The 12,839-nt window shown below is 70.1% G+C and carries 11 protein-coding genes; 8 read left to right on the top strand and 3 right to left on the bottom strand.

The features are described from left to right. Positions 1-10: 10 nt before the first annotated feature. Positions 11-1,462, bottom strand: coding sequence for an amino acid permease (locus tag ACIBKX_RS08155; protein ID WP_363271175.1), 1,452 nt, complete (start codon positions 1,460-1,462; stop codon positions 11-13). A gap of 400 nt (positions 1,463-1,862) precedes the next feature. Here ACIBKX_RS08155 and ACIBKX_RS08150 point away from each other — a divergent pair, with 400 nt between their 5' ends. Both ACIBKX_RS08150 and ACIBKX_RS08145 read left to right on the top strand, forming a co-directional pair. Then, complete coding sequence (locus tag ACIBKX_RS08150) at positions 1,863-2,498, top strand: hypothetical protein (protein WP_363271079.1); 636 nt, start codon at positions 1,863-1,865, stop codon at positions 2,496-2,498. A gap of 345 nt (positions 2,499-2,843) precedes the next feature. Continuing rightward, the gene (locus tag ACIBKX_RS08145; protein WP_363271078.1) at positions 2,844-3,008 is read left to right on the top strand and encodes a hypothetical protein; all 165 of its coding nucleotides are present in this window, start codon (positions 2,844-2,846) and stop codon (positions 3,006-3,008) included. Between the two features lie 30 nt (positions 3,009-3,038). Here ACIBKX_RS08145 and ACIBKX_RS08140 read toward each other — a convergent pair whose 3' ends face one another. After that, positions 3,039-3,449 carry a hypothetical protein gene (locus ACIBKX_RS08140; RefSeq protein WP_363271077.1) on the bottom strand — a complete coding sequence of 137 codons (411 nt, stop codon included), beginning with the start codon at positions 3,447-3,449 and terminating at the stop codon, positions 3,039-3,041. Positions 3,450-3,575: 126 nt separating this feature from the next. On the opposite strand from ACIBKX_RS08140, the gene ACIBKX_RS08135 reads away from it, so the two are divergent. Further along, positions 3,576-4,055: a hypothetical protein gene (locus ACIBKX_RS08135; protein WP_363271076.1), complete on the top strand. Its 480-nt coding sequence runs from the start codon at positions 3,576-3,578 to the stop codon at positions 4,053-4,055. A gap of 41 nt (positions 4,056-4,096) precedes the next feature. Here the strand turns inward: ACIBKX_RS08135 and ACIBKX_RS08130 are convergent, their stop codons facing one another. Continuing rightward, on the bottom strand, positions 4,097-5,086 hold the full coding sequence (locus ACIBKX_RS08130) for a LacI family DNA-binding transcriptional regulator (protein WP_363271174.1): 990 nt from the start codon (positions 5,084-5,086) through the stop codon (positions 4,097-4,099). A 239-nt stretch (positions 5,087-5,325) separates the two neighbouring features. On the opposite strand from ACIBKX_RS08130, the gene ACIBKX_RS08125 reads away from it, so the two are divergent. The 5 genes from ACIBKX_RS08125 (at position 5,326) to ACIBKX_RS08105 (ending at position 12,837) form a co-directional block, all read left to right on the top strand. Then, positions 5,326-6,258 (top strand): sugar ABC transporter permease, encoded by a 933-nt coding sequence (locus tag ACIBKX_RS08125; protein ID WP_363271075.1) that lies wholly within the window; start codon positions 5,326-5,328, stop codon positions 6,256-6,258. Positions 6,259-6,262: 4 nt separating this feature from the next. Continuing rightward, positions 6,263-7,219 carry a carbohydrate ABC transporter permease gene (locus tag ACIBKX_RS08120; protein WP_363271074.1) on the top strand — a complete coding sequence of 319 codons (957 nt, stop codon included), beginning with the start codon at positions 6,263-6,265 and terminating at the stop codon, positions 7,217-7,219. Between the two features lie 72 nt (positions 7,220-7,291). Next, positions 7,292-8,638 carry an extracellular solute-binding protein gene (locus ACIBKX_RS08115; RefSeq protein ID WP_363271073.1) on the top strand — a complete coding sequence of 449 codons (1,347 nt, stop codon included), beginning with the start codon at positions 7,292-7,294 and terminating at the stop codon, positions 8,636-8,638. 49 nt (positions 8,639-8,687) lie between these two features. Then, positions 8,688-10,736: a beta-galactosidase gene (locus tag ACIBKX_RS08110; protein WP_363271072.1), complete on the top strand. Its 2,049-nt coding sequence runs from the start codon at positions 8,688-8,690 to the stop codon at positions 10,734-10,736. 49 nt (positions 10,737-10,785) lie between these two features. Further along, entirely contained in the window at positions 10,786-12,837 is a 2,052-nt protein-coding gene (locus tag ACIBKX_RS08105) for an RICIN domain-containing protein (RefSeq protein WP_363271071.1), read from the top strand. Positions 12,838-12,839: the final 2 nt, after the last annotated feature.

Raw genomic sequence — 12,839 nt, 5'->3', positions numbered from 1 at the left:
TGACCTGGCGTCACGTCGTACCCGTACCCGTACCCGTGTCCGCTTCCGTGTCCGTGTCCGTGCGCAGACGGTCGCGGACCAGAGACATCGCTATGACCAGCGCCGCCACCAGCACCGAGAGAAGCACCTGGTCCCGGCCCGCGTCGTCGGTCAGCATGTAGACCAGGACGAAGGAGATCATCGCGATCGTCACCCAGGTCAGATACGGGAAGAGCCACATCCGTACGACCAGCTTCTCCGGCGACTCGCGCAGCAGGATGGCGCGCATCCTCAGCTGCGTGAAGCAGATGACCAGCCACACGAAGAGCGCGACGGCGCCCGAGGAGTTCAGCAGGAACAGGAACACCGTGTCGGGCCACTGGTAGTTGAAGAACACCGCGACGAAGCCGAAGACGACCGAGCCGAGGATGGCGGCCCGCGGCACGCCCCGGCTGTTCGTGCGGGCGAACGCCCTGGGCGCGTCGCCGCGCTCGCCGAGCGAGAAGGCCATGCGTGAGGCGGTGTACAGGCCGGAGTTCAGACAGGACAGCACGGCGGTGAGCACGATGACGTTCATGATCTGACCGGCGTGCGGGATGCCGATCGCGTCGAGCGCCGCGACGTACGAGCCCTTGTCGGTGATCGCCGGGTCGTCCCAGTCGAGCAGGGCCACCACGACCAGGATCGAGCCGAGGTAGAAGATGCCGATCCGCCAGATCACGCTGTTGGTGGCCTTGGTGACGGCCCGTCGGGGGTCCTCCGACTCGCCCGCGGCGAGGGTGACGATCTCGCTGCCCATGAAGGAGAAGACGACCATCAGGATGCCGGTGAGGATCGCCCCCGGACCCTCGGGCAGGAATCCGCCGTGCCCGGTCAGATGGGTCAGGCCCACGGCCTCGTGGCCGGAGCCGGGCAGTACGCCGAAGGCGGCGAGGCCGCCGATCACGATGAAGGCGGCGATGGCGACGACCTTGATCCCGGCGAACCAGAACTCGAACTCGCCGTAGGAGCCGACCGAGACCAGGTTGGTCGCCGTGAGGACCACCATCACGATGAGGGCCCAGCCCCACTGCGGCACGGCGGGCACCCAGCCCTCGAGTATCTTCGCGCCGGCCGTCGCCTCGACGGCGAGCACCACGACCCAGAAGAACCAGTACAGCCAGCCGATGGAGAAGCCGGCCCAGCGGCCGAGCGCCTGATCGGCGTACGTCGAGAACGAACCGGACGTGGGCCGTGCGGCGGCCATCTCGCCCAGCATCCGCATCACGAAGACGACCATCGCGCCGACCAGCGCGTACGACAGCAGGATGCCGGGTCCAGCGGCCGCGATGCCGGATCCGGAGCCGACGAACAGGCCGGCGCCGATGACACCGCCGATCGCGATCATCGACAGATGACGGTTCTTCAGCCCGGCCTGGAGGCCGCCGTCCGGGGCGGGTGGCTGTCCGGTGTCGCGGGGTGGCGACGGCACGTCGGTGCTCATGGGGCGCGCGCTCATGTTCGGTCCTTCTGAAGGGCTGGAGGGACGGAAGAGGGGGAGCAGAACCGGTCCGGGGAGGTCCACGTGCCGAGCGCCGGTGGGACGACGGTGGATGGCGAACACCGGGGAGACGGTGAGGGAACGCCGGGGGTGGCCCGGCGTACGGAAGCGGGGTACGCAGAAGATAGGAGTGAACGCGATCGGGTCACCATGGACACATGTCACGAGCGGGGCGGCCGTGTTCATACAGATGCTCAAGGGCGGGCGGCCAGGGGGGAGCGCCGTCAGAGAGAATTCTTCTGGGACGCGCGTGGGTTTCGGGGTTCGCGGTGCATATAACTGTGTGGGTGGTCGCTCGAGGTCGTAGGGGGAGTGTCGAGTGGTGCGGGGGCGGCGTGAAGTCGTGGGCGACGAGAGCGACTTGGAGAGCTGGGTCGGCAACCCGCCACAGGAGGTCCTCGATCACCTGGCCGCCTACGGATACACCTTGTTGCAGCGGTGGATCCACTCGCAGCGGATCTATGAGAAGTGCCGTGGCAACAAGCCCTTCATCGTGCCGACCTCCGACGACCTGGAGACGCTGCGTCGGTCGCCCGAGGACCGCCATGCCCTGGCCTGTGACACCGTCCTCAAGTTTCTGGAGAACCCGGTCAAGGCGTTGTCCGACTGGGACGAGCGCAAGGGCGCGGCACTGAAGACGTATTACGTGGGCGGCCTGCTCCAGACGTTTCCGCGTGTCTTCGAGACATGGCAGAAGGCGCGCCGACCGGGGTTCCCACGGTGCGACACCCCCGTGGACGCCCAGCCCGCCGAGGGCACCTACGGCGACCCCGCCTCACGTGTCATGACGCGCGACGCGCTGGAGCGGGCGTTGCGGGCCAGTGAGCCGGAAGTCGGCGTCATCGTGACGCTGGTCGCCGCCGGCACTCCGCGGCGCGACATAGCCGACCGGCTGGGCATCAGCGAGCGTGCGGTCGAGGGGCGGCTGTACCGCGTCCGCAGAATGATGCGGAACGGACAGACGGGGGCCGGGACCTGAGGGATGCCTCGCGGGAGCGGGCCGCTCGCTGACGGACCCTCCTCGGGGTCGCTGTCCGGCATGCCCCATCAAGCCACGAACCTGGCGGGCGGCACCAGGCCGAGCCGCTTCGCGGTCGCGCAAGCGCGAGCCTGGTGCCGCCCGCCAGAACCGTGGCAGCTGGTGCATACCGGACAGCGAGCCCGAGGAGGAACCCGTCTCCGGTCGAACGGCCGACCCGTTCCCGCTTCAGCAGGAAAGATCGTTCCAGCTTCATACGGCAAGATCGCCGGTCACTCTTTCGAAGCCCCGCCTCCAGCAGGCGGGGCTTCGTCGTTCTCCGCCCCGATTCCCGGAGGAATTCCGATGGACCTCAAGACCCGTACCACCACGCCGCAGCCCGCCGCTCCCTTCTTCGAGCTGCGCATCGGAGGGCTGCGCCTGACGATCCAGCACGTTCCCCACCGACTGCTCACCCTCACCGCCGCCGTCGCCGGGCCGCTCGCGGGTGCGACCTGGTTCGCGCGGTGACCCGTGGTGCGGGGCGGCACGGGCGGACGGTCAGCCCATGCCGTCGTAGGGAGTGAGGCGGCGGTACGCGGCGCGGGCGTGCAGGACACGTCCCGTCGCCGTACCGATGAGGGCCGCGGCCAGGAGGCAGGCCATCCACTCCGGGTCCCGGTGGCCCGCCCAGGAGATCTCGCCCGTCGGGTGCGTCGCGAAGAAGTTCAGGAGCGCCCAGCACAGCAGGGCCGTGCCGGGCGCCGCGGCCACCCGGCCCAGTACTCCGAGGAGCGCGGCGAGCACGGACAGCGCGGCGAGCGCGAGGCCCGTGCGGTCGAGCGCACCGAGCAGATCCATCAGGTTCACCAGGACGAACGCGCCCGAGCACGCCGCCGTCCAGATGAACGGCGTGGCCACGGGTTCCGGCACGGCCCTTGCCCCGCCGGCGATATGCCGCCACTCCACCATCGTCGACTCCTCCCCACCGCCGGGGTGCCGTGTTCGCCGCCGCCCCTCGCCCGGCACACAACCGATGACGTGCCGATCCTAGCGAGCGCCTGTCCTTGTGCCCCCACCCCGTGATCGCATGGGCGGATGCAGGAAGCCCTCACCGCCGTCATCGCCGTCGCCGCCACGCTCAGCGGGTCCCTGATGAACCATGTGCTGCAGCAGCGGGCCTCCGTGCGTGCGGCCAAGGTCGCCGAGGACGACTGGCTGCGCAAGGAGCAGCTCTCCGCCTGTACTTCGTTCGCGGAGACGCTGGCCGACTTCCGGCGCGCGCAGTACGACCGCTGGCACAGCCAGAACCGCAGCCAGGCCATCCGTGAGCCCGCCGAGGCCCAGGACTTGTCGTATCAGCACCGCGCGCAGGCCTGGCAGGGCTACTACCGCGTCAAGCTCGTGTGCGCCGAGCCGGAGTTCGTGGAGCTGGCCGGGGCGGCGGTCACCGCCACGATCCGCATCATCGGTGCCGACGACGAGGCGGGGTACAAGGAGCGCCGGGTGCAGGCCGTGGAGGCGCTGGACCGGTTCGTCGAGGCGGCCGGGCGCATGATCCGGACCCCCGGTGCGTGAGGTGCCCCGGACCCGGACCCCCGGCGCCTGAGGCGCGCGCCCTACGGCATACGCGGCGGCGCCGTACTCTCCCGTACCACCAGCCGCGTCGGCACCAGCGTCGTGCCCCGCTCCCCGGAGCCCTGCCTCACTTGTCGCAGGACGCCCTCCACGCAGCGGCGGCCGACCTCGGCGAAGTCCTGGTGGACCGTGGTGAGCGGGGGCAGGAAGGAACCCGACTCCGGGATGTCGTCGAAGCCGATCACGCTGACGTCCTCGGGAACCTTGCGGCCGCGTTCGTTCAACGCGCGCAGCAGGCCCAGCGCCATCTGGTCGTTGGCGGCGAACACCGCCGTGCAGTCGTCCTGTTCGGCCAGGCGCAGCCCCGCCCGGTAGCCGGACTCCGCCGACCAGTCGCCCCGCACCGGCTCCGGCGGCACCCGCCCCGCCTCGGTCAGCGCCGCGCGCCACGCGTCCGCCCTGCGCTGCGCGGCGTAGGACTCCTCGGGTCCCGCCAGATGCCAGACGGTGCGGTGGCCCAGGTCCAGCAGATGCCGTACGGCGGCGCGGGTGCCGCCCGCCTGGTCGGTGTCGACGACGGTGTAGCGGTCGCCCGCGTCCGAGTCCGCCACCACCACCTTGACGTGCGGCGGCAGCGAGAGGCGCGCCGCGTCGAGCAGATGCACCTCCATGATGACGATCACCGCGTCGACCGCCAGCTCGCCCAACCGCGAGAAGGCGCCCCGCACTTCGTCCTGCGTCGGCACCGCGACGGGCAGCAGCGTCACGGCGTAACCGTCCTGCGCGGCGGAGGTCGCGATCGCCTCCAGGGTGCGGACGTTGCCCGTGGTGGAGAGTGTGAACGTGATGACGCCGATGGTGCGGAACTCTCCCCGCTTGAGGGCGCGGGCGGCGCTGTTGGGCCGGTAGCCCAGCTCCTTCATGGCGGTGAGGACGCGCCGGCGGGTCTCCTCGTTCACTCCGGTGAAGCCGTTCGAGACGCGGGAGACCGTCTGCGAGGAGACGCCGGCCACGCGCGCCACGTCCGCCATGGACGCGTTCTGCGACCGGCGGCCGGAGCCCTTGCCGCGTGCCCTGCCGGTCGCCCGCGCGCTGTCCATCGCTCCCACCGTTTCCCCTATTGACCGTCGTCGTCGGGGCAGTGTAGACATGCCGCCACCGAATGTTTACGCAAACATAGCATCCAGCGATCACTCGCGGAGCGCGATGTTTACGCAAACACGCCACGGCCCGCACCGCCCGCCAGGACGAACCAGCGAGGGAACGCGAAATGACGACGCTTCAACCGCCCGCGGTCGCACCGCGGCGCCCGGCCCGGCCACCGGCGGCGGCGCGCCGACGGCGCCGCTCCTGGACAGGCTGGGGATTCATCGGCCCGTTCGTCGCCGTCTTCGCCCTCGTCTTCCTGGCCCCGCTCGCCTACTCGGTCTACCTGAGCCTCTTCCGCGACCAACTCATCGGCGGCACCACCTTCGTGGGCCTCGACAACTACCAACAGGCCCTCCAGGACGACCAGTTCTGGGCCTCGCTCGGCCGCGTCTCGCTCTTCCTCGCCGTCCAGGTGCCGATCATGCTGGGCATCGCCCTGCTCGTCGCCCTGGCCCTCGACAGCGGGCGGCTCTACGGCAAGGACTTCTTCCGGATCGCCGTCTTCCTGCCGTACGCGGTCCCCGCCGTGGTCGCCTCCCTCATGTGGGGATTCATGTACGGCACCCGCTTCGGGCTCGTCGGCGACCTCAACGACGCGCTGGGCGTCTCGCTGCCCGACCCGCTCTCGCCCGACTTGGTCCTCGCCTCCATCGGCAACATCGTGACCTGGGAGTTCGTCGGCTACAACATGCTGATCCTCTACTCCGCGCTGCGCGTCGTCCCGCACTCCCTGTACGAGGCCGCGGAGATCGACGGCGCCGGTCAATGGCGCGTCATCACCGCGATCAAACTCCCCGCCATCCGCGGCGCCCTGATCATCGCGACCATCTTCTCGATCATCGGCAGCTTCCAGCTCTTCAACGAGCCGAGCATCCTGCAGAACCTCGCGCCGAACGCCATCACCACCTCGTACACCCCGAACCTCTACACGTACTCGCTGTCCTTCTCCGGCCAGCAGCACAACTACTCCGCGACGGTCGCCATCGTCATGGGCCTCATCACCATGGTCGTCGCCTACGTCGTACAGCTGCGCGGCATGCGCAAGGGAGCGTGACCCGATGAGCGGACCGAGCAGCACCGTCACCGCCCCCTCCCGGCCCGTCACACCCCGCCCGCAGGGCGCGTCGCGCGGCGCCCCGCGCCTGCGGACACCGCGCAGGCACACGCCCGGACGCCCCCGGCGCAGCGTCCCGCTCACTGTCCTCACCGGACTCGTCCTCCTGTACAGCCTGCTGCCGCTGGTCTGGCTGGTCATCAGCGCCACCAAGACCCAGCGCGGGCTCGCCGGTTCGTTCGGCCTGTGGTTCGACGGGGACTTCGCCCTGTGGGAGAACATCAGCGCCACGTTCACGTACCAGGACGGCGTGTTCCTGCGCTGGCTCCTCAACACCCTTCTGTACGTCGTCGTCGGCGCCGGCGGTGCCACCCTGCTCGCCGTCCTCGGCGGGTACGCGCTCGCCAAGTTCAGCTTCCCCGGCAAGCGGGCCGTCTTCGCCGTGGTCATCGGCGCCGTCGCCGTGCCGGGCACCGCTCTCGCCGTACCGACCTTCCTGATGTTCAGCAAGATGGGCCTGACCGACACCCCCTGGGCGGTCATCGTGCCCTCGCTGATCTCGCCGTTCGGCCTCTATCTGATGTGGGTCTTCGCCACCGAGGCGATCCCCGGCGAGCTGATGGAGGCGGCCCGCATCGACGGTGCGAGCGAGCTGCGCACCTTCTGCCAGGTCGCCCTGCCGCTGCTCGCGCCCGGCACCGTGACCGTCCTGCTCTTCACCACGGTCGCGACCTGGAACAACTACTTCCTGCCGCTGATCATGCTCAAGGACCCCGACTGGTACCCGCTGACCCTCGGCCTGAACAGCTGGAACGCCCAGGCCGCGACCGCGGGCGGCGAGGCCGTCTTCCACCTGGTCATCACCGGCTCGCTCCTGACGATCGTGCCGCTCGTCGCCGCCTTCCTGCTGCTCCAGAAGCACTGGCAGTCGGGACTCGCCGCCGGAAGCGTCAAGGAGTAGCCGCCCAGCGGCAATTGACGGCACGTCACCTCCCCACGGAAACCCCGACCACGACGAAGTGGAAACACCGCCATGCCCCTGAGCCCCCGCCGCCTGCTGCGCGGCACCGCCGTCCTCTGCGCCCTCGCCCTGGGAGCCACCGCCTGCGGCGGCTCCGACGACGACGGCGCGAGCAAGAAGCAGGTCTCCGCCGCCGACATCAAGGCAGCCCTCAAGAAGGGCGGCAAGGTCACGGTGTGGGCCTGGGAGCCCACCCTGAAGAAGGTCGCCGACGACTTCGAGCGCGAACACCCCGGCGTCGACGTCGAGTTGGTCAACTCGGGCACCAACAACGACGCGTACACCGCCCTGCAGAACGCGATCTCGGCGAAGAAGGGCGTCCCCGACGTCGCGCAGATCGAGTACTACGCGCTCGGCCAGTACGCCCTGACCGAGTCCGTCACCGATCTGTCCGGATACGGCGCCGACAAGCTCGCCGGCGACTATTCGCCGGGCCCGTGGAATTCCGTCAAGTCCGGGGAGGGCGAGGGCATCTACGCGCTGCCGATGGACTCGGGACCCATGGCGCTCTTCTACAACAAGAAGGTCTTCGACAAGCACAAGATCAAGGTGCCGACCACCTGGGACGAGTACCTGGAAGCGGCCAGGAAGCTGCACAAGGCCGACCCGAAGGCGTACATCACGAGCGACAGCGGCGACGCGGGCCTGACCACCAGCCTCCTCTGGCAGGCCGGTTCGCACCCGTACCAGGTGGACGGCACGAGGGTCGGCATCGACTTCTCCGACAAGGGCGCCCGCGCCTACACCGGGACCTGGCAGAAGCTCATCGACGAGAAGCTCGTCGCCTCCATCAACCCGTGGACCGACGACTGGTACAAGGCGCTCGGCGACGGCACCATCGCCACGCTGCCCAGCGGCGCCTGGATGCCCGCCAACTTCGCCTCCGGCGTGAAGGACGCGGCAGGCGACTGGCGCGCCGCCCCGCTGCCGCAGTGGACCGCGGGCGCCGAGGCGGGAGCGGAGAACGGCGGCAGCTCCCTCGCCCTGCCCGAGCTGGGCAAGAACAAGGAACTGGCCTACGCCTTCGTCGAGTACGCCAACTCCGGCAAGGGCGTGCAGACCCGCATCGAGGGCGGCGCCTTCCCGGCGACGACGAAGGACCTCAAGGACAAGGCGTTCCAGGACACCGAGTTCCCCTACTTCGGCGGCCAGAAGGCGAACAAGATCTTCGCCGAGTCCGCCGCGCGGGTCTCCGGCGACTGGCAGTACCTGCCCTACCAGGTGTACGCCAACTCGGTCTTCAACGACACCGTCGGCAAGGCCTACGTATCCGGAACCCCGCTGGCCAAGGGGCTCAAGGCGTGGCAGGACGCCTCCGTCAAGTACGGCGAGGAGCAGGGCTTCACCGTCCAGAAGTAGCCGCGGGCAGGAGCGAGCCGCACCCCCGTCCCATCCCGGAAGGACCCGCATGACCTCGTCCCGCCCGTCCCGCGTCCCCTACGGACCGGGCAGCGCCCGCGCGCCCCGCCTCGCGTACGGCGCCGACTACAACCCCGAGCAGTGGCCGCGCGAGGTGTGGCAGGAGGACATACGCCTGATGCGCGAGGCGGGCGTAAACCTCGTCTCCGTCGGGATCTTCTCCTGGGCCCGCATCCAACCGGCCGAGCACACCTGGGACTTCGGCTGGCTCGACGAGGTCATGGACCTGCTGCACGAGGGCGGCATCGGCGTCGACCTGGCCACCGCCACCGCGTCCCCGCCGCCCTGGCTCACCGCGGCGCACCCGGAGATCCTGCCGGTGACCGCGTCCGGCGCGACGGTGTGGCCGGGCGCGCGACAGCACTGGCGGCCCACCTCGCCGGTCTTCCGCGCCCACGCGCTGCGCCTGGTACGGGAGTTGGCGGCCCGGTACGCGTCCCATCCGGCGCTCGTGGCCTGGCACATCAACAACGAGCTGGGGTGCCACAACATCTACGACTACTCCGACGACGCGGCCCGCGCCTTCCGCGACTGGCTGCGCGAACGCCACGGCAGCCTCGACGCGCTCAACCACGCCTGGGGGACGGCCTTCTGGTCCCAGCGCTACAGCGAATGGGAGCAGATCCTGCCGCCGCGGCTCGCCGCCTCCCACCCCAACCCCACCAACCAGCTCGACTTCAAGCGCTTCTCCTCCGACGCGCTCAAGGCCCATCTGCGCGCCGAGCGGGACATCCTGCGCGCGTTCACGCCCGACGTGCCCGTCACGACGAACTTCATGGTCATGGGCGGCACGAAGGGCATGAACTACGCCGACTGGGCGGGCGAGATCGACTTCGTCTCCAACGACCACTACGTCCAGCCGGGTCCGCAGGACCGCGACGAGCTGTCCTTCTCCGCCAATCTGGTCTCCGGCATCGCGGGGCACCGCCCCTGGTACCTGATGGAGCACTCCACCAGCGCCGTCAACTGGCAGCCCGTCAATGTGGCCAAACGGCCCGGTGAGTTGGCCCGTGACTCGCTGCTGCACGTCGCGCACGGCGCCGATGCCGTCTGCTTCTTCCAGTGGCGGCAGTCGGCGGCGGGCGCCGAGAAGTACCACTCGGCGATGGTGCCGCACGCCGGACCCGACAGCGAGGTGTTCCGCGCGGTCGCCGACCTGGGCCGGACACTGGACTCGCTCGCCCCGATCGCCGGGTCGGTGCGCGAACCGGCCCGCGTCGCCGTGCTGTTCGACTGGGACTCCTGGTGGGCCGGCGAACAGGACTCCCACCCCACCTCCCGCCTGGACTACCGGCAGGAGGCCCTCGACTGGTACTCCGCGCTGCTCGCGCTCGGCATCCGGGCCGATGTCGTCACTCCGTACGCCGTCGACCTCGATCCGTACGACGTCCTGATCGCCCCCGTGCTGCACGTGGTCCCCGAGGCGCTCGCCAAGGAGCTGACCCGGTACGTGGAGGGCGGCGGCCACCTGATCACCACGTACTTCTCCGGCATCGTGGACGAGAACGACCACGTGTGGCTCGGCGGCTACCCCGGCGCCCTGCGCGAGCTGCTCGGCATCCGCATCGAGGAGTTCGGGCCGCTCCTCGACGGCGAGAGCGTCGGCCTGGACAACGCGACGGCCGGCACACTCTGGTCCGACCGGATCACCGTCACCGGCCCCGACGTGGAGGTGCTCGCCCGCTACAGCAGCGGCGCGTACGCCGACCGCCCCGCTGTCACGCGCCGTACGACGGGCCCGGGTTCGGCCGGGTACGTCTCCACACGTCTCGGCGTCGAAGGACTGACCGCACTGCTGCCGGACCTCCTCGCGCCCGCCGGAGTCGGCAGCGAGCTGCCTGAGAGCGCACGCGGCATGGTCGAACTGGCCGTACGCCGCGGCCCCGACGCCCGCTATCTCTTCCTGGCCAACCGCACGGACGAGGCGATGCCGTTGCCGGGGCTGACCGGTGAGGTGCTGACCGGCACGTCCGGTCCCGACGGCGGGCTCCTCCTGGCGCCGCGCGAAGTCGCCGTCCTGCGCCGGCCCGCCCCCTGATGTCCGCACTCCGTTCCATTCGAGCGACCACCCCGAGTTGGGAGCACACATGGCACGCCGTACCCGCACACGACGACTCCTCGGGCTCGTCGGTACGACCGCCCTGGCCACCGGCGCCGCGCTGGTGACCGTACCGCCGCCGACGGCAGCGGCGGCCGCCTCCGCCGTCACCGTCCGGCCCGATCCCTCGTACCAGCAGGAGAAGTTCGAGGGCTGGGGCACCAGCCTCGTGTGGTTCGCGAACGTCACCGGCGGCTATCCGCAGGAGATCCGCGAGAAGCTGGCGGGACTCCTCTTCGGCGACGACGGGCTCGCCCTGAACATCGCCCGATACAACATCGGCGGCGGCAACGCGCCCGACGTCAAGGACTATCTGCGGGCCGGGGGAGCCGTCGAGGGCTGGTGGAAGGCGCCCGAGGGGACCACCCGGGAGGACACCGACTGGTGGGACGCGGACAATCCGGCGCACTGGAAGCCGAACGCCGACGCCAACCAGCGCTGGTGGGTCGACCGGATCAAGAACGACGTGGACCACTGGGAGACGTTCAGCAACTCGCCGCCCTGGTTCATGACGGAGAGCGGCTATGTCTCCGGCGGCTTCGACGCCGACGCCGACCAGCTCAAGCCGGAGTCCGTCGACGACTTCTCCGCGTACGTCACCGGGGCCACCGAACGACTGGAGAAGGCGCACGGCATCAAGGTCGACACGATCGACCCGTTCAACGAGCCCAACACCGACTACTGGAGTACGCGCCTTGGAGCGGACGGCCAACCGGTGGGCGGCCGGCAGGAGGGCGCCCACATCGGCCCGGAACTCCAGCAGAAGGTCATCCGGTCCCTCGCCCCCGCCCTGGAGAAGTCGGGGACGGACGCGAAGATATCGGCGATGGACGAGACCAACCCCGGCATCTTCGCCCGCAATTGGAGCACCTACCCCTCCGGCGTCCGTGACCTCGTCGGGCAGCTGAACGTCCACACCTACGGCACGAGCGGGCGCACCGCCGTACGCGACCTCGCCAAGGCGGCGGACAAACCGCTGTGGATGAGCGAGGTCGAGGGCGACTGGGGTGACGGCCAGGACTTCGACGACATGCGGCCGGGCCTGGGCCTGGCCCAGCAGATGGTCGACGACCTGCGCGAACTCGAGCCCCGCGGCTGGGCGTTCTGGCAGCCGGTGGAGGACTACGACAACATGAGGCCGGGCGGCGAGTCCGCCAAGGGCGGCAACTGGGGCAGCATCCAGCTCCCGTTCAGCTGCACGGCCGGTGACACCCTGGAGACGTGCCCGATCCGTACGAACACCAAGTTTGACACGGCCCGCAACTTCACCCACTACATCAAGCCCGGCGACCGGCTGATGAAGGTCGACGACACCAACAGCACCGCCGCCGTCTCCAAGTCGGGTGATGCCGCCACCGTCGTCCACGTGAACAGCGGGGCACAGGAGCGCGCGGTCACCGTCGACCTGTCCAAGTTCGGCCGGATCGACGCCGACGCCACCGTCACGCCCGTCGTCACCAGCGCCGACGGCGGGCTCAAGCGGCACAAGGCGGTCCCGGCCGGTGACCGGAAGGCGACCTTCACCGTACCGGCGCAGTCCGTGACGTCGTTCGTCGTCGACGGGGTCGGGGGTGTGGCGGCGGACGCGCCGCTGGTGCGGGAGGGCCACACGTACGAGCTGACCGGCGAGCAGAGCGGCAAGGCACTCACCCTCGCCGACGACGGCGCCGGGCTCGTCATCGACTCCGCGGACGGCGGCACACCCGACGCCCGGCAGCGCTGGCAGCTGCGGGAGACCGGTGCCGGCGACGCCGACAACCGGCAGCGCCACGTGCTGACGTCTTCCGCGGGCGGCAAGCGCCTGGCCGTCCGGGACGGTGCCCCGGTGTTCGAGGCCGACTCCACAGCGCCCGGTGCCGCCGCCCAGTGGATCCTGTCGACCACCGGCGACGGCACCTGGACCCTCGTCAACGCCGCCACCGGACGTCTCCTGGAGGTCGGGGGCCAGGCCACCGGCGACGGATCGCCGGTGACGGTCTGGGAGCCCAACTCCGGTGCCAATCAGCGGTGGAGGATCACCGGAACGGCCGCACAGGACTAGAG

Origin of the sequence: Streptomyces sp. NPDC050658 (assembly GCF_044457025.1) — a bacterium.
In the GTDB taxonomy this organism is placed as follows: Bacteria; Actinomycetota; Actinomycetes; order Streptomycetales; family Streptomycetaceae; genus Streptomyces.
This window is presented reverse-complemented; position numbering and strand designations above follow the sequence as displayed.

Coding starts and splice junctions, on each gene's coding strand:
- ACIBKX_RS08155 (WP_363271175.1), bottom strand. CDS start 1,462: ATGAGCACCGACGTGCCGTCGCCACCCCGCGACACCGGACAGCCACCC.
- ACIBKX_RS08120 (WP_363271074.1), top strand. CDS start 6,263: ATGAGCGGACCGAGCAGCACCGTCACCGCCCCCTCCCGGCCCGTCACA.
- ACIBKX_RS08105 (WP_363271071.1), top strand. CDS start 10,786: ATGGCACGCCGTACCCGCACACGACGACTCCTCGGGCTCGTCGGTACG.
- ACIBKX_RS08145 (WP_363271078.1), top strand. CDS start 2,844: ATGGACCTCAAGACCCGTACCACCACGCCGCAGCCCGCCGCTCCCTTC.
- ACIBKX_RS08115 (WP_363271073.1), top strand. CDS start 7,292: ATGCCCCTGAGCCCCCGCCGCCTGCTGCGCGGCACCGCCGTCCTCTGC.
- ACIBKX_RS08130 (WP_363271174.1), bottom strand. CDS start 5,086: ATGGCGGACGTGGCGCGCGTGGCCGGCGTCTCCTCGCAGACGGTCTCC.
- ACIBKX_RS08135 (WP_363271076.1), top strand. CDS start 3,576: ATGCAGGAAGCCCTCACCGCCGTCATCGCCGTCGCCGCCACGCTCAGC.
- ACIBKX_RS08110 (WP_363271072.1), top strand. CDS start 8,688: ATGACCTCGTCCCGCCCGTCCCGCGTCCCCTACGGACCGGGCAGCGCC.
- ACIBKX_RS08125 (WP_363271075.1), top strand. CDS start 5,326: ATGACGACGCTTCAACCGCCCGCGGTCGCACCGCGGCGCCCGGCCCGG.
- ACIBKX_RS08140 (WP_363271077.1), bottom strand. CDS start 3,449: ATGGTGGAGTGGCGGCATATCGCCGGCGGGGCAAGGGCCGTGCCGGAA.